At 59.2% G+C, this 15,745-nt stretch carries 14 protein-coding genes and 1 pseudogene; 6 read left to right on the top strand and 9 right to left on the bottom strand.

What is annotated here, in order from left to right; genetic code table 11:
- Window positions 1–40: 40 nt before the first annotated feature.
- A complete protein-coding gene (locus M2433_RS13820) occupies window positions 41–2,425 on the top strand; it encodes a beta-N-acetylhexosaminidase (RefSeq protein ID WP_429054840.1) in 2,385 nt (794 codons plus the stop codon).
- 51 nt (window positions 2,426–2,476) lie between these two features.
- Here the strand turns inward: M2433_RS13820 and ridA are convergent, their stop codons facing one another.
- The 4 genes from ridA to M2433_RS13840 all read right to left on the bottom strand — a co-directional run bounded on the left by ridA (window position 2,477) and on the right by M2433_RS13840 (window position 4,482).
- Entirely contained in the window at window positions 2,477–2,863 is a 387-nt protein-coding gene (gene ridA, locus M2433_RS13825) for a 2-iminobutanoate/2-iminopropanoate deaminase (RefSeq protein ID WP_003863373.1), read from the bottom strand.
- Between the two features lie 73 nt (window positions 2,864–2,936).
- Window positions 2,937–3,398 carry an aspartate carbamoyltransferase regulatory subunit gene (pyrI, locus tag M2433_RS13830; protein ID WP_429054842.1) on the bottom strand — a complete coding sequence of 154 codons (462 nt, stop codon included), beginning with the start codon at window positions 3,396–3,398 and terminating at the stop codon, window positions 2,937–2,939.
- Between the two features lie 12 nt (window positions 3,399–3,410).
- Window positions 3,411–4,343: an aspartate carbamoyltransferase gene (gene pyrB, locus M2433_RS13835; protein ID WP_429054844.1), complete on the bottom strand. Its 933-nt coding sequence runs from the start codon at window positions 4,341–4,343 to the stop codon at window positions 3,411–3,413.
- 34 nt (window positions 4,344–4,377) lie between these two features.
- The gene (locus tag M2433_RS13840; protein WP_071524139.1) at window positions 4,378–4,482 is read right to left on the bottom strand and encodes a pyrBI operon leader peptide; all 105 of its coding nucleotides are present in this window, start codon (window positions 4,480–4,482) and stop codon (window positions 4,378–4,380) included.
- On the opposite strand from M2433_RS13840, the pseudogene M2433_RS13845 reads away from it, so the two are divergent.
- Window positions 4,462–4,579: pseudogene (locus tag M2433_RS13845) on the top strand (hypothetical protein). The gene M2433_RS13840 and the pseudogene M2433_RS13845 overlap by 21 nt on opposite strands.
- A gap of 3 nt (window positions 4,580–4,582) precedes the next feature.
- On the opposite strand, the gene M2433_RS13850 reads toward M2433_RS13845, so the two are convergent.
- From M2433_RS13850 to arcA, 5 genes are all read right to left on the bottom strand, one after another.
- Window positions 4,583–5,062, bottom strand: coding sequence for an arginine repressor (locus tag M2433_RS13850; RefSeq protein WP_429055077.1), 480 nt, complete (start codon window positions 5,060–5,062; stop codon window positions 4,583–4,585).
- Window positions 5,063–5,142: 80 nt separating this feature from the next.
- The gene (locus M2433_RS13855) at window positions 5,143–6,546 is read right to left on the bottom strand and encodes a YfcC family protein (protein WP_429054847.1); all 1,404 of its coding nucleotides are present in this window, start codon (window positions 6,544–6,546) and stop codon (window positions 5,143–5,145) included.
- Between the two features lie 46 nt (window positions 6,547–6,592).
- On the bottom strand, window positions 6,593–7,597 hold the full coding sequence (argF, locus tag M2433_RS13860; RefSeq protein WP_063431753.1) for an ornithine carbamoyltransferase: 1,005 nt from the start codon (window positions 7,595–7,597) through the stop codon (window positions 6,593–6,595).
- Between the two features lie 135 nt (window positions 7,598–7,732).
- Window positions 7,733–8,644: a carbamate kinase gene (arcC, locus tag M2433_RS13865; RefSeq protein WP_429054848.1), complete on the bottom strand. Its 912-nt coding sequence runs from the start codon at window positions 8,642–8,644 to the stop codon at window positions 7,733–7,735.
- A gap of 10 nt (window positions 8,645–8,654) precedes the next feature.
- Window positions 8,655–9,875: an arginine deiminase gene (gene arcA, locus M2433_RS13870; protein ID WP_029739276.1), complete on the bottom strand. Its 1,221-nt coding sequence runs from the start codon at window positions 9,873–9,875 to the stop codon at window positions 8,655–8,657.
- A gap of 675 nt (window positions 9,876–10,550) precedes the next feature.
- Between arcA and M2433_RS13875 the strand changes: the two genes are divergently transcribed.
- From M2433_RS13875 to M2433_RS13890, 4 genes are all read left to right on the top strand, one after another.
- Window positions 10,551–11,003: a YhcH/YjgK/YiaL family protein gene (locus M2433_RS13875; RefSeq protein ID WP_429054849.1), complete on the top strand. Its 453-nt coding sequence runs from the start codon at window positions 10,551–10,553 to the stop codon at window positions 11,001–11,003.
- Between the two features lie 242 nt (window positions 11,004–11,245).
- Window positions 11,246–12,154, top strand: a complete 909-nt coding sequence (gene yagE, locus M2433_RS13880) for a 2-keto-3-deoxygluconate aldolase (protein WP_429054851.1) — start codon at window positions 11,246–11,248, stop codon at window positions 12,152–12,154.
- A gap of 14 nt (window positions 12,155–12,168) precedes the next feature.
- Window positions 12,169–14,136, top strand: coding sequence for a xylonate dehydratase YagF (gene yagF / locus M2433_RS13885; RefSeq protein ID WP_429054852.1), 1,968 nt, complete (start codon window positions 12,169–12,171; stop codon window positions 14,134–14,136).
- 226 nt (window positions 14,137–14,362) lie between these two features.
- Window positions 14,363–15,745 (top strand): MFS transporter, encoded by a 1,383-nt coding sequence (locus M2433_RS13890; protein WP_429054854.1) that lies wholly within the window; start codon window positions 14,363–14,365, stop codon window positions 15,743–15,745.

The following is a 15,745-nucleotide window of genomic DNA, read 5'->3' on the forward strand; positions in this document are numbered from 1 at the left end:
ATGTTTTGCCTTTATTTGGCCCGTCAGATAAGGAACATTCATGTTACGGTACAGTCTCTTAACCGCCGGGCTGATGCTCGGCGCGTCGGCGTTTGCCGCTCCGGCAGGCGATCTCCCTTTAATGCCCTGGCCTGCGAAGGTTGAACGCCCAACCACCCAGGGCGCACTGGTGCTTAACGATAAAATTTCCGTTAGCGTCAGCGGCGACGATCTGGGTGACGCGGTCAACCGCCTGCGCCAGCGCATTGCTCTGCAAACCGGCTGGACGCTCCAGCCTCAGGTCGACAAGCCGGAAAAACCGACCATTCGCATTGCCATTGCCAAAAAGGTCAAGCCGCAGCCGCTGCCGGACAGCGATGAAAGCTATAAGCTGACGGTGGACGCCAACGGCGTCGATATCTCCGCCAACACCCGCTTCGGCGCGCTGCGCGCCATGGAAACCCTGCTCCAGCTGATGCAGAACGGCGCGGAAAACACCTCGCTGCCGTGGGTCACCATTGAAGATTCACCGCGCTTCCCGTGGCGCGGGCTGCTGCTGGACTCGGCCCGTCACTTTATTCCGCTGCCGGATATCAAACGCCAGATCGACGGCATGGCCGCGGCGAAGCTCAACGTCCTGCACTGGCACCTGACAGACGATCAGGGCTGGCGCTTCAGCTCGAAGCGTTACCCTAAGCTGACGCAGCTTGCCAGCGACGGGCTGTTCTACACGCCGGAACAGATGCGCGAGGTCGTGCGTTACGCCACCGATCGCGGCATTCGCGTGGTGCCGGAGATCGACATGCCGGGCCACGCCTCGGCGATTGCGGTGGCCTATCCGGAGCTAATGAGCGCCCCGGGGCCTTATGAAATGGAGCGCCACTGGGGCGTGCTGAAGCCGGTGCTGGATCCGACAAAAGACGCAACCTATGCGTTTGCCGAGGCGATGGTCAGCGAACTGGCGGCGATTTTCCCCGATCCGTATCTGCATATCGGCGGCGATGAGGTCGACGACAGCCAGTGGAAAGATAATGCGGCGATCCAAAAATTCATGCGCGATAACAAGCTCTCGGACAGCCACGCGCTGCAGGCGTATTTCAACCGCAAGCTGGAGACGATCCTTGAGAAACACCACCGGCAGATGGTCGGCTGGGACGAGATCTACCATCCCGATCTGCCGAAAAGCATTCTGATCCAGTCCTGGCAGGGGCAGGATGCGCTGGGGCAGGTGGCGCAGAACGGCTACAAGGGCATTCTGTCGACGGGCTTCTATCTCGACCAACCGCAATCTACCGCTTACCACTACCGGAATGAAATCGTGCCGCAGGGCTTAAACGGCGTGGATGTGATTGCAGACACCGACAGCGTCCAGAGCTGGGCCTTCACCATGCCGCGCCTGAAGGGCAAGCCGGTTGAGGGGAGCTTCACGCTGGTAAAAGGGTATGCCGGCTGGCGTGGATTTATTGATTTTGCCGGGAAATCTCGCCGCGCGGTGCAGGATATTGAATGGCGTGACGACAATCAGGTCACGTTTACCGTCGACACCTGGATGGGCGAAACGCGCCCGGTGGTGTCGGTGAATAACGATACCCTCACCGGCTACTTCCTTGTGGGGAACGTTCGCTATCCGATTAGCGGCACGCGTCTGGACGAGGTCCCTAAAGGCACCCCGCCGGTAGTGCCGGATACCGCGAATCAGGCGAACCTGCTCGGCGGTGAGGCCGCGCTGTGGGCGGAAAACGTGGTGGCACCGGTGCTGGATATCCGCCTGTGGCCGCGCGCTTTTGCGGTGGCGGAGCGCCTGTGGTCCGCGCAGGACGTCAACGATGTCGACAACATGTACACCCGCCTGCAGGCGATGGACAGCTGGTCGACGGTGTCGGTCGGGCTGCAGCAGCATACCCAGCAGCAGGTGCAGTTCACGCGGTTGGCGAACAATGCCGATACCCTGCCGCTGCAGATCCTCGCGCAGGCGGTGGAGCCCGCGCAGTATTACACCCGTCAGCACCTCAAGTTCCAGGCGGGAAATTATCATCAGTTCGAACCGCTCAACCGCTTCGCGGATGCGCTGAACGCCGAAAGCGCCACGGTGCGGCAGATGAACAAATGGGCCGACCGTCTGGTGAGCGACGCGGAAGACACGGAAAGCGCCGACGCGCTGCGCCACGTCTTTAACCGCTGGCAGAGCAACACCAGCGACGCGCTGGCGCTAAGCGAAAACAGCTATCAACTGAAGGCGATGAAGCCGGTGATTCAGGAAGTGGATAAGCTGGCCTCGATTGGCCTGCGGCTCACCGACCTGGTGGCGCGTCAGGGCACGCTGGATGATAAAGAGATCGCGTCGATTCAGGGCGAGCTGGATAACGCGGCGAAGGTGCAGGACGAGGTGGTCATTGCGGCGGTGTATCCGCTGGAGACGCTACTTCGCGCCACGCGGAATCAGTAGCGGGCCATAAAAAAAGGCAGCCCCAGGCTGCCTTATCGTCGACAAAGCGAATTAGCGACGTACGGCAATCGCTTCAATTTCAATTTTCACGTCTTTTGGCAGACGGGCTACCTCCACACAGGAGCGCGCCGGGAAGGTGGCGTTGTGCTCGGTGAAGAAAGCTTCATACGTGGCGTTAACGGTGGCGAAGTCGTTCAGATCTTTCACGAAAACGGTGGTTTTCACGATATCGCCCACTTTCAGGCCCGCGGATTCCACGATAGCCTGCACGTTTTCCAGCGACTGACGCGCCTGTGCCGCCACGTCTGCTGGCACTTCACCGGTTTTCGGGTTCACCGGGATCTGGCCTGAAGTGATGATCATGCTGCCCAGATCAACGCCCTGAACGTAGGGGCCGATAGCCGCAGGTGCATTTTCCGTCGCGAGTACTTTGCTCATGTTTTCTCCAGAATTACAGCGTTAAGAATGTTCCCGGCCATTATAACAGCCGGGATTTCATTACCAACCTCAATTAGTTGGCCAGCACCACATAATGAGAAAACTCTTTTTCGCAGTATTTGCATTTGAGCGCGATGTCATCGGCGCGTTTTTTCACTGCAAAGCTGGAGGAGACCGGCTCAGCGTGGCTGATGCAGTTGCTGTTCGGGCAGACCAGCACGCTCTCAATGCGCTCCGGCAGGCTCGGACGGGATTTGCCGACCACTTCATACTCGTCGATGCGGTTGACGGTGGCGTTCGGCGCGTACAGCGACAGCTGGTTGACCTGCTCGTCGGTCAGGAAGGTGTTCTCTATTTTGATCAGGTCCTTGCGGCCCATCTCACCTGACGGCAGGTTCAGGCCGATGGTGATGCGCTGGTCGGTTTCAGTCAGTTTGAACAGCGTCAGCAGCTTAAAGCCCACCTGCGCAGGGATGTGGTCAATCACGGTGCCACGCTTGATGGCTTCAACCTGGAGTTTGTTATCGTGTGTCATTGTCGTTTCCCCTTACAGTGCCAATTCGCGATTCAGAACCAGTGCCAGTAACGCCTGGCGGGCGAAGATGCCGTTTCCGGCCTGCTGGAAGTACCAGGCGTGCGGCGTTTTATCCACGTCTGTTGTGATCTCATCGATGCGCGGCAGCGGGTGCAGCACCTTCATATTGTCACGTGCGCCCTCGAGGTCGCTGGCGCGCAGCACGAACTGCGCCTTCACGTTGGCGTATTCGGACGGGTCCAGACGTTCTTTCTGCACGCGGGTCATGTAGAGAATATCCACGTTGCCCATCACTTCTTCTATGCTGGCGTGCAGGCTCCACTGAATGCCTTTCTCGTCCAGCATGTCGAGAATGTACTGCGGCATCGCCAGCGCGTCAGGCGCGATGAAGAAGAAGCGGTTGCCGTTAAATTTCGCCAGCGCCTGGGTCAGAGAGTGGACGGTACGGCCGTACTTCAGGTCACCGACCATGGCAATGCTCAGGTTCTCGAGCGTGCCCTGGGTTTCCTGAATGGTGAACAGATCCAGCAGGGTCTGCGTCGGGTGCTGGTTGGCACCGTCGCCGGCGTTCAGTACCGGAATGCCGCCGGAAAACTCGGTTGCCAGGCGCGCCGCCCCCTCCTGCGGGTGGCGCATCACAATCGCGTCGACGTAGGTGCTGATGACTGAAATGGTATCCGCCAGGGTTTCGCCTTTTTTACCCAGCGACGTATTGCTGCTGTCCGAGAAGCCCACCACGCTCGCGCCCAGGCGGTGCATGGAGGTTTCAAAGGAGAGACGCGTGCGGGTCGAGGCTTCGAAGAAGCAGCTCGCAATCACCTTGTGCTTCAGCAGCTCCGGTTGCGGATTGGCCTTCAGTTTTGCCGCGGTTTCCAGAACCAGTTCCAGCTCTTCGCGGCTGAGGTCGTTTATGGAAATGATGTGTTTTTGATAAAGCGGATTCATGTTTATCTCCTGACGCCGGGCAAAAAAAAGCCCCTCAAATGAGGGGCTCTGGGAATAGGTTTAGCAACGGGAAGAAAAACGGCAGGCCAGCGTCTGATTTCAGACGCGGTAAGACGATATGTCGTACACGCTTGACCATGCTTCCTCCCGGCAAATTGTCGGGCATTATACGCAGCTCGTTTTGCGGATCAAGCGATTTAATGCACGCTTTACTCAATGCAAACGGTTCTTTGTGAATATTAATTCGTTCTGAGTAAATAATTAATTTGCTTATGCACCAGCGCGGTACGCTTCACCACCCGGGGAGCGACCCAGACAATACTGCTTCCGGCCACCACGCCTAAAATTTCCGGTAACTGGTGATAATCCAGAATACGCGCCACCGCGCGGCCATATCCGGCAACGGTATGGATAAGGATAAACTCGCTATTATGCTCGACGCTCACCACCATTTCCGAAACGGTGCGCGCGGCGTCGGGGGCTGGGCGCAGTTGAGGATTCAACGAATAAATCTTTAGCCCTTTGGCATTTCGAATTTTTATGACTCCGAGCAACTTCAGCAGACGCGAAACGGTCGACTGGCTGATGCTGTCAAACCCTCTCTCCTGCAGGTCGCGGCGAATCTCTTCCTGCGAAAGATACCCCTTTTCGGCGATCAGACGCTTGCACACCGTGAGCTGCAGCTGTTCTTTGGGAGAGTACTCTTCGTAATCCATCATGTTTCCCATATCAGTTCCCGAAATAACCGGTGACACCGCACCGATCCGTAGGCCGGATAAGCGCAGCGCCATCCGGCAAATCACAACATGGCACCCAGGCTTAACGCCACCATGATCACCACCGTTAATATCCCCAGCAGCGGCGCCACCCATTTCAGATAACGCACGTAAGGCACGCGGGCGATAGCCAGACCGCCCATCACGACGGCTGAGGTGGGAGTGACCAGGTTAACGATGCCGGACGCCGACTGGTAAGCCGTGACCACCAGGTCGCGGTTGACGTTAGCGAAATCGGCAAGGGGTGCCATGATCGGCATCGTCAGAACGGCAAGGCCGGACGAAGAAGGCACAAGAAACGACAGCACCACTTCCAGCCAGTACATCACGTTGATGAACGCCACCGTCGACAACCCGGTAACCATCCCCTCGGCGCTGTGCAAAATGGTGTGGGTAATCATGCCCTTATCCATGATGACTACGATACCGCGCGCGATGCCGATAATCAGCGCGACGCCCAGCAAATCTCGCGCGCCGTTGATAAACGTCGACGTCAGCTCTTCTTCGCTCATGCGGGCAATCAGGCCGACGATAATCGCGCTGGCGAGAAACACCGCCGAGATCTCCGCCATCCACCAGCCCAGCACCGCCACGCCGTAGATCATCACCGCGAAGGCGAGGGCAAAAATCACCAGAATGATTTTGCGCACCGGGGTAAATTCCAGCGTCTGCTCGCCCCTGTCGCCGAGGAAGTGGGCGCGGTTCTCTTCCTGCTTATCCGCCACGATCGACAGCGACGGATCCTGACGCACCTTACGGGCATAACGCATCACCCACGCCACGCAGATGACCCAGCCGATGACCAGCAGCGCCACGCGCAGGGCGATGCCGTTGGTGAAGGGGATCCCGGCGGCGTTGGCGGCGATCACCGTGGCAAACGGGTTGATGGTGGAGCCGAGGGTGCCGATCCCCGCGCCAAGCAGCACGGTGGAGGCGGCGACAACCGGATCGAAACGCGCGGCCAGCATTACCGGCACCAGCAGGGTGTAGAACGGCAGCGACTCTTCGGCCATACCGTAAATCGTGCCGCCTGCGGCAAACAGCGCCATCAGGATCGGGATCATCCACTCCTCGCGGCCGCGCAGCCGGGTGGTGACGCGCTCGATCCCGGCGTCAATTGCCCCGGTTTTGGTGACGATCCCGAGAAATCCCCCGATGATCAGGATAAACAGCGCCACGTCGATCGCCCCGGCCTGGCCGGATTCCGGATCGTACAGCCCGGCAATCGGCGCCATCAGCACCGAAACCAGCCCCTGCGGATGCGCCGCCACGTGCGCGTAGGTTCCGGCAACCGGTACTTCCTTGCCGAGCGCCTCGTTCATTGCCATATGGTACTGCCCGGCCGGGACAACCCACGTCAGCACGGCTACAACGGCAATCAGAAAAAAGAGGATGGTGTAAGCGGAGGGAAACTTGAACTTGCCCATGATGTTCTCCTGAACCCGGCGCACCCCGCGGCGCGCCGGGCGGTGATTAGTCGCCGAGTGTCGCCACCATGACCGCTTTAATGGTGTGCATGCGGTTTTCTGCTTCGTCGAAGACGATGGAGTTCGGTGATTCAAAGACCTCTTCCGTCACCTCCAGCCCCTTCAGGCCGTAAGCCATCTCGATCTCGCGGCCCACTTTGGTGTGCTCGTTGTGGAACGCGGGCAGGCAGTGCATGAACTTGACGTTCGGGTTGCCGGTGGCTTTCATCACCTGCGCGTTAATCTGATACGGCTTCATCAGGCTGACGCGCTCGGCCCAGGCCTCCTTCGGCTCGCCCATGGAGACCCACACGTCGGTGTAGAGGAAATCGGTCCCCCGCACGCCTTCTTCCACGTCGTCGGTGAGGGTGATGCGCGCGCCCGTCTCTTTGGCGATGGCGCGGCACTGCTCAACCAGACCCGCTTCCGGCCAGAAGGATTTCGGCGCGACGAGGCGGATATCCATCCCCATCTTGGCCGCGCCGACCATCAGCGAGTTGCCCATGTTGTTTCGCGCGTCGCCGAGGTAGGCAAAGCTCAGCTCCGGCAGGGTTTTTCCCGGCGCGTGCTCCAGCATGGTCATCAGGTCGGCGAGGATTTGGGTGGGGTGGAACTCGTCGGTCAGGCCGTTCCACACCGGTACGCCCGCATATTCGCCCAGCTCTTCGACGATGGCCTGGCCGTAGCCGCGGTATTCGATGCCGTCATACATGCGGCCCAGCACGCGGGCGGTGTCTTTCATCGACTCTTTATGGCCGATCTGCGATCCGCTTGGGCCGAGGTAGGTCACCTGCGCGCCCTGGTCAAACGCGCCCACTTCGAAGGCGCAGCGGGTGCGGGTGGAGGTTTTTTCAAAGATCAGGGCGATGTTTTTACCGACCAGGGTTTTCTTCTCGCGCCCGGCTTTTTTGGCCGCCTTCAGCTCAATGGCGAGGTCGATCAGGTACTGGATCTCTGCCGGGGTGTAGTCCAGCAGCTTGAGGAAGTTGCGGTTTTTCAGGTTGATGGTCATGGGTAAATCCTTTTTAAATTAATGTCTAAGACCTTACCCCTCACCCTAACCCTCTCCCCAAAGGGGCGAGGGGATGGTTTGCTCCCTCTCCCCTATGGGGAGAGGGCTGGGGTGAGGGGCGAGGTGTGAAGTTATTCAATTACGAATCAACGTGCCTTTCTCGCCCGCCAGGATCTCCGCGCCGTCGGCCAGCGCGCCGATCCCTGCAATGCCGTTGCAGGCTTCAACGAACTGGCGGCAGGCGGCGACCTTCGGCCCCATCGATCCGGCGTCGAACTGCATGCCTCTGAGCAGCGCCGGCGTGACCTGCGCCAGCGGGCGCTGGGTCGGTTTGCCCCAGTCGAAGTACACCGCGTCGGCATCGGTCAAAATCAGCAGGGCATCGGCCTCAATCTGGCGCGCCAGCAGGGCGGCGGAGAGGTCTTTGTCGATCACCGCCTCAATGCCGCGATAGCCGTTGGCGTTTTCCACCACCGGCACACCGCCGCCGCCGTTGCAGATCACCAGGTGGTCGCGCTGGATCAGCGCCGTGATGGCGTCGCGCTCGACGATCCGCTTCGGCTGCGGAGAGGGCACCACGCGACGGACGTAGCTGCCGTCGGCCCTGAACACCCAGCCTTTTTCCGCGGCCAGCGCTTTTGCCTGGGCTTCGCTGTACACCGGGCCGATGTACTTGGTCGGGTTGCGGAAGGCCGGGTCGGCGGCGTCCACTTCCACCTGCGTGAGCAGGACGCTCACCTCGCGCTGGGGCAGATTGTTTTTCAGCGCCTGCTGGAGCATGTAGCCGATCATCCCCTGGCTTTCGGCGCCGAGAACATCCAGCGGGTAGGGCGTCACTTTGTCGTAGGCGCTGTTCTGCAGCGCCAGCAGCCCAACCTGCGGCCCGTTGCCGTGCACCAGCACCACGCGCCACTGCGCCGTCAGCCCGGCGATGGTGCGGGCGGCCTGCTCGATGTTCTGACGCTGGATCTCCGCTTCCAGCGGCTCGCCGCGCTTGAGCAGCGCGTTGCCGCCCAGCGCCACAACCAGAGTGGGTTTTCGTTCCATGATGGCTCCTTTAAATTCCGTCGCGTTCCAGCGGGCAGCTCATGCAGCGCGCGCCGCCGCGCCCGCGTCCCAGCTCGTCGCCCGGGATGGGCAGCACGGTGATACCCGCCTTGTCGTACTTCTCGTTGGTCCAGACGTTGCGCTCGTAGCCAATCACCACGCCCGGGCGGATGGTCAGCACGTTGTTGGCGTCGTTCCACTGCTCGCGTTCGGCTTCAAAGGCGTCGCCGCCGGTGGTGATCAGGCGTACCTGGTTAATGCCGAGCGCCTTCTCGATGGCGTGCAGCAGGTCGGTTTCCTGGGTGCGCAGCAGGCCGCCGCGTCCGTCCGGGGTGAGCGTCCAGCACTGGGCGTCTTTGCGCACCACTTCCGGGTAGACGGAGAAGGTGTCCACGTCGATGTGGGTCATGACGGTGTCGAGGTGCATGCAGGAGCGGTGTTTTGGCAATTCAACGGCGATCACGCGCTCGGCCTGGCGGTGTTTGAACAGGCTGTTGGCGAGGAACTCTACGCCCTGCGGCGTCGTGCGTTCTGACATGCCGATCAGCACCGCGCCGCGGCCAATCACTAATACGTCGCCGCCTTCTAAGGTGGCGTGGTCGTAATTAATATTTTCGTCGCCGAAATACTTAATAAAATCGCCGTCGGCAAACGCCGGGTGCCAGCGATATATTGCCCGCAGGTTATTCGTTTCGCGCTGACGGGCCGGTTTGGCCATCGGGTTAATGGACACGCCGTTATAAATCCAGCATGAAGTGTCGCGGGTAAATAAATGGTTCGGCAGCGGCTTCATAATAAAATCATTTGCCGTGTGGGTATCGACGACCATATTTTTAATGGCTGCCGGAATTTCACCGTAGGTTAATCCGCCGCTTAATCTGCGCGCCAGTTCGCGGTGCGGCATGTCCGCCAGCCAGCCGCGCACGTCCCCGGCAAAGGTAGGGCCGAGGCGGTAGTCGGAGATTTGCGTATCCAGCAGCCAGGCCTTCGCCTCTGCAATATCAAGGGTTTGTGTCAGAAGGTCGGTCAACAGCAGGACTTCCACACCCTGCTCGCGCAGCGTGTTTGCGAAAATGTCATGCTCCTCACCCGCCCGCTCAACCGAGAGCACGTCATCGAAAAGTAGCTCCTGACAGTTTGATGGCGTTAAACGCTTCAGACTTAAATTAGGGCGGTGCAGCATAACGCTACGCAATTGACCTATTTCAGAACCGACGTAATGCTTTTCCATAATTATTCCTTTAACTGTTTTTCAGAATAAAAAGGGCATGCGCCATGTGATGTATTTAATTGCATGGCGGCTAAGCTCAATTGATTTCGTGATTCATACTAGGCAGTTAAATAATCCGTAATGTGATATTGCTCACGCGAAACCGGATATTAAGGGGTTTGTTTTCATTTGCATGATTCGCATCAGATAATGATTAATTGGTTATTTTGATAAGGTGAATAGCTAAGCAGGATCCGCTGACATTATTTGAGGTTGTTATTGTTTTGTAGAATTTCACGCTTTGACATATTTGATTATCTTATTGATTTTAAATGAATAAAAAATCAATCGGGAATGGCTATGCAGTATTGCTACTTAATTATTTTTGGCTTAAGGAAAATCATTAAATAGTTATGGAATTTAATCGCAAATTATCAAAGTGATAAAGTGTGAGGCTGCAGCGAGTTTTATTGTTATGGCCTGGCGATCAGTGGGTTAGCGCGCAGGAGAAATGATAAGGAAATGAAGATATGCATAATGACTGCATAAATGCCTGCGATGGTTTAACAGCAAATTAACACCATTCCCGATAAACATGCGCTGGCGCAAAACCCCTCGAGAAAGCGGTGGTATGGCAGTGAGAATTCTCGTATAAAAGATAAAAATGAAACGTTGTTTTATATTGAGGGTTTTCTCATGATTATCGGCAACATCCACCATCTGCAGTCCTGGCTGCCTGACGATCTGCGTCAGGCCATTGAGCACGTCAAAGCGCACGTCACCGACGGCACGCCGCTCGGGAAACACGACATCAACGGCAACAGCCTGTTTTATCTGGTCTCGGAAGACATGACCCAACCGTTCGCCGAGCGCCGCGCCGAGTTCCACGCGCGTTATCTGGACACCCAGATAATTATGAAAGGCCAGGAAGGAATGACCTTCAGCACCCTGCCGCCCGGCACGCCGGACACTGACTGGCTGGCGGAGAAAGACATCGCGTTCCTGCCGGAAGGCGAGCAGGAGAAAACCGTGGTGCTGAGCGAAGGGGATTTCGTGGTGTTCTGGCCGGACGAAGTGCATAAGCCGCTGTGCGCGGTGGGAGCGCCTGCTAAGGTCAGGAAAGTGGTCGTTAAAATGCTGGTGGAGTAACCCTTACCCCTCACCCTAACCCTCTCCCCACAGGGGAGAGGGGACTGCACCGAGCCATCTTTTCCCCCTCGCCCCTTTGGGGAGAGGGCCGGGGTGAGGGGCAATATGTGATCCAGCTTAAATTTCCCACACTCCTTCTTCCCTTCTCATTTACCTGTGCTTTTTCTGCGTCATAGTATGATCGTTAAATTAATGAACGCTGTTCTATAATGTAGAACAAAATGATTCAACAAGGAGATCTCATGCCGCAGTCCGCGTTGTTCACGGGAATCATTCCCCCTATCTCCACCATCTTTACCGCCGATGGCCAGCTCGATAAGCCGGGCACCGCCGCGCTGATCGACGATCTGATCAAGGCAGGCGTTGACGGCCTGTTCTTCCTGGGCAGCGGCGGCGAGTTCTCCCAGCTCAGCGCCGAAGAGCGTAAAACCATTGCCCGCTTTGCTATCGATCACGTCGATCGTCGCGTGCCGGTGCTGATCGGCACCGGCGGCACCAACGCCCGGGAAACCATTGCGCTCAGCCAGCACGCGCAGCAGGCGGGCGCGGACGGCATCGTGGTGATTAACCCCTACTACTGGAAAGTGTCGGAAGCGAACCTGATCCGCTATTTCGAGCAGGTGGCCGACAGCGTCACGCTGCCGGTGATGCTCTATAACTTCCCGGCGCTGACCGGGCAGGATCTGACCCCGGCGCTGGTGAAAACCCTCGCCGACTCGCGCAGCAACATTATCGGCATCAAAGACACCATTGACTCCGTCGCCCACCTGCGCAGCATGATCCACACCGTCAAAGCCGCCCATCCGCACTTCACCGTGCTGTGCGGCTACGACGATCATCTGTTTAATACCCTGCTGCTCGGCGGCGACGGGGCGATTTCGGCGAGCGGCAACTTTGCCCCGCAGGTGTCGGTGAATCTTCTGAAAGCCTGGCGGGATAAAGACGTGGCGAAGGCAGCTGAGTATCATCAGACCTTACTGCAAATACCGCAGATGTATCAGCTGGATACGCCGTTTGTGAACGTCATTAAAGAGGCGATTGTTCTCTGCGGCCGCCCAATTTCCACGCACGTGCTGCCGCCCGCCTCTGCGCTGGACGAGCCGCGCAAGGCGCAGCTGAAAACCCTGCTGCAACAGCTCAAGCTCTGTTGAGCCGGACGATAACCATGACCATCGAGAACATTTTCACCCCACAGGACGACGCTTTTTATGCGGTGATCACCCACGCGGCGGGGCCGCAGGGCGCGCTGCCGCTGACTCCGCAAATGCTGATGGAATCCCCCAGCGGCAACCTGTTCGGCATGACGCAGAACGCCGGGATGGGCTGGGACGCCAACAAGCTCACCGGCAAAGAGGTGCTGATTATCGGTACCCAGGGCGGGATCCGCGCCGGAGACGGACGCCCGGTTGCGCTGGGCTACCACACCGGGCACTGGGAAATTGGCATGCAGATGCAGGCGGCGGCGAAGGAGATCACGCGTAACGGCGGGATCCCGTTCGCGGCCTTCGTCAGCGATCCGTGCGACGGACGCTCGCAGGGCACGCACGGCATGTTTGATTCCCTGCCGTACCGTAACGACGCGGCGATCGTCTTTCGCCGCCTGATCCGCTCCCTGCCGACGCGTCGGGCGGTGATCGGCGTCGCCACCTGCGATAAAGGGCTGCCCGCCACCATGATTGCGCTGGCCGCAATGCACGACCTGCCGACCATTCTGGTGCCGGGCGGGGCGACGCTGCCGCCGACCGTGGGGGAAGACGCGGGCAAGGTGCAGACCATCGGCGCGCGCTTCGCCAACCACGAACTCTCATTGCAGGAGGCCGCCGAGCTGGGCTGTCGCGCCTGCGCGTCGCCGGGCGGCGGGTGTCAGTTCCTCGGCACGGCGGGCACCTCGCAGGTGGTCGCGGAAGCGCTGGGCCTGGCGCTGCCGCACTCCGCGCTGGCGCCGTCCGGGCAGGCGGTGTGGCTGGAGATCGCCCGCCAGTCGGCGCGGGCGGTGAGCGAGCTGGATAACCGCAGCATCACCACGCGCGATATCCTCACCGACAAAGCCATCGAAAACGCGATGGTGATCCACGCGGCGTTCGGCGGCTCCACCAATCTACTCCTGCACATCCCGGCCATCGCCCACGCGGCGGGTTGCACGATCCCGGACGTTGAACACTGGACGCGCGTTAACCGCAGGGTGCCGCGCCTGGTAAGCGTGCTGCCCAACGGCCCGGACTATCACCCGACCGTGCGCGCCTTCCTCGCGGGCGGCGTGCCGGAGGTGATGCTCCACCTGCGCGATCTCGGCCTGCTGCATCTTGATGCCATGACCGTGACCGGCCAGACGGTCGGCGAGAACCTCGACTGGTGGCAGGCGTCCGAGCGCCGGGCGCGCTTCCGCCAGTGCCTGCGCGAGCAGGACGGCGTGGATCCGGATGACGTGATCCTGCCGCCGGAGAAGGCAAAAGCGAAAGGGCTGACCTCGACGGTCTGCTTCCCGACGGGCAACATCGCGCCGGAAGGGTCGGTGATCAAGGCCACGGCGATCGACCCGTCGGTGGTGGATGACGATGGCGTGTACCGCCACACCGGCCGGGTGCGGGTGTTTGTCTCGGAAGCGCAGGCGATCAAGGCCATCAAGCGGGAAGAGATTAAGCAGGGCGATATCATGGTGGTGATCGGCGGCGGGCCGTCCGGCACCGGCATGGAAGAGACCTACCAGCTCACCTCCGCGCTCAAGCATATCTCGTGGGGCAAAACGGTATCGTTAATTACCGATGCGCGCTTCTCGGGCGTGTCGACGGGCGCCTGCTTCGGCCACGTGTCGCCGGAGGCGCTGGCGGGCGGGCCGATTGGTAAGCTGCGCGATAACGACATCATCGAGATTTCCGTGGATCGTCTGACGTTAACTGGCAGCGTCAACTTTATCGGTACCGCAGAAAACCCACTGACGCCGGAAGAGGGCGCACGCGAGCTGGCAGTACGGCAGACGCACCCGGACCTGCACGCCCACGACTTTTTGCCGGACGATACCCGGCTGTGGGCGGCGCTGCAGTCGGTGAGCGGCGGCACCTGGAAAGGCTGTATTTATGACACCGATAAAATTATCGAGGTAATTAACGCCGGTAAAAAAGCGCTCGGCATTTAATTATTTTCTGAGATAAAACCGTCTGCGGGAAATATTCCGCGGACGGCTTTGTTATTTTTGTTATTTAATAATATAAACAATGAGTTGCAATGTATCGTTGGCGTCACAAAAGCAAAATAACATAATTCGGAAATAAGATATGACCATTGCTGGTTAATTGAACAGCTCATTACACTCCATTAACACGATGTTGTAATTCAGCACACTACATAAGGGTGTAATTCTGATGACGCAATTAACCATGAAAGATAAAATTGGCTACGGGCTGGGTGACACCGCCTGCGGCTTCGTCTGGCAGGCCACGATGTTCCTGCTGGCCTATTTCTACACCGACGTCTTCGGCCTGTCGGCGGGGATTATGGGCACGCTGTTTTTGGTCTCCCGCGTGCTCGACGCCGTGACCGACCCGCTGATGGGGCTGCTGGTAGACCGCACCCGCACGCGGCATGGCCAGTTCCGCCCGTTCCTGCTGTGGGGCGCCATCCCGTTTGGCATCGTCTGCGTGCTGACCTTCTACACGCCGGACTTCTCCGCGCAGGGCAAAATCATCTACGCCTGCGTGACCTACATTCTCCTGACCCTGGTCTATACCTTCGTTAACGTGCCCTACTGCGCCATGCCCGGCGTCATCACCGCCGACCCGAAAGAGCGTCACGCCCTGCAGTCCTGGCGCTTCTTCCTGGCTGCGGCGGGATCGCTCGCCATCAGCGGCATTGCCCTGCCGCTGGTGAGCATCATCGGCAAAGGGGACGAGCAGGTGGGCTATTTCGGCGCCATGTGCGTGCTGGGCCTGACCGGCGTGGTGCTGCTCTACGTCTGCTTCTTCACCACCAAAGAGCGCTACACCTTTGAGGTGCAGCCGGGCTCGTCGGTGGCGAAAGATCTCAAGCTGCTGCTCGGCAACGGCCAGTGGCGGATCATGTGCGCGTTCAAGATGATGGCGACCTGTTCCAACGTGGTGCGCGGCGGGGCGACGCTCTACTTCGTCAAATACGTGATGGATCACCCGGAGATGGCGACCCAGTTTTTACTTTACGGCAGCCTCGCCACCATGTTCGGCTCGCTCTGCTCCTCCCGCCTGCTGGGGCGCTTCGACCGCGTCACCGCCTTCAAGTGGATCATCGTCGCCTACTCGCTGATCAGCCTGCTGATTTTCGTCACCCCGGCCGAGCATATCGCGCTGATCTTCGCCCTCAACATCCTGTTCCTGTTCGTCTTTAACACCACCACGCCGCTGCAGTGGCTGATGGCCTCTGACGTGGTGGACTACGAGGAGAGCCGCAGCGGGCGCCGCCTCGACGGCCTGGTGTTCTCCACCTACCTGTTCAGCCTGAAGATTGGCCTGGCAATTGGCGGGGCGGTGGTGGGCTGGATCCTGGCGTACGTGAACTACTCCGCCAGCAGCAGCGTGCAGCCGGTAGAGGTGCTGACCACCATCAAAATTCTGTTCTGCGTGGTGCCGGTCGTGCTCTACGCGGGCATGTTCATCATGCTGTCGTTCTACAAGCTCACCGACGCCCGCGTGGAGGCCATCAGCCAGCAGCTGATTAAGCACCGCGCGGCGCAGGGCGAGGTCGTTCCCGACGCTGCGACAGCCGCATCCCATTAA

Origin of the sequence: Enterobacter sp. AC1, assembly GCF_050434705.1 — a bacterium.
In the GTDB taxonomy this organism is placed as follows: domain Bacteria; phylum Pseudomonadota; class Gammaproteobacteria; order Enterobacterales; family Enterobacteriaceae; genus Enterobacter; species Enterobacter cloacae_L.

Coding starts and splice junctions, on each gene's coding strand:
- M2433_RS13820 (WP_429054840.1), top strand. CDS start 41: ATGTTACGGTACAGTCTCTTAACCGCCGGGCTGATGCTCGGCGCGTCG.
- ridA (WP_003863373.1), bottom strand. CDS start 2,863: ATGAGCAAAGTACTCGCGACGGAAAATGCACCTGCGGCTATCGGCCCC.
- pyrI (WP_429054842.1), bottom strand. CDS start 3,398: ATGACACACGATAACAAACTCCAGGTTGAAGCCATCAAGCGTGGCACC.
- pyrB (WP_429054844.1), bottom strand. CDS start 4,343: ATGAATCCGCTTTATCAAAAACACATCATTTCCATAAACGACCTCAGC.
- M2433_RS13840 (WP_071524139.1), bottom strand. CDS start 4,482: ATGGTCAAGCGTGTACGACATATCGTCTTACCGCGTCTGAAATCAGAC.
- M2433_RS13850 (WP_429055077.1), bottom strand. CDS start 5,062: ATGATGGATTACGAAGAGTACTCTCCCAAAGAACAGCTGCAGCTCACG.
- M2433_RS13855 (WP_429054847.1), bottom strand. CDS start 6,546: ATGGGCAAGTTCAAGTTTCCCTCCGCTTACACCATCCTCTTTTTTCTG.
- argF (WP_063431753.1), bottom strand. CDS start 7,597: ATGACCATCAACCTGAAAAACCGCAACTTCCTCAAGCTGCTGGACTAC.
- arcC (WP_429054848.1), bottom strand. CDS start 8,644: ATGGAACGAAAACCCACTCTGGTTGTGGCGCTGGGCGGCAACGCGCTG.
- arcA (WP_029739276.1), bottom strand. CDS start 9,875: ATGGAAAAGCATTACGTCGGTTCTGAAATAGGTCAATTGCGTAGCGTT.
- M2433_RS13875 (WP_429054849.1), top strand. CDS start 10,551: ATGATTATCGGCAACATCCACCATCTGCAGTCCTGGCTGCCTGACGAT.
- yagE (WP_429054851.1), top strand. CDS start 11,246: ATGCCGCAGTCCGCGTTGTTCACGGGAATCATTCCCCCTATCTCCACC.
- yagF (WP_429054852.1), top strand. CDS start 12,169: ATGACCATCGAGAACATTTTCACCCCACAGGACGACGCTTTTTATGCG.
- M2433_RS13890 (WP_429054854.1), top strand. CDS start 14,363: ATGACGCAATTAACCATGAAAGATAAAATTGGCTACGGGCTGGGTGAC.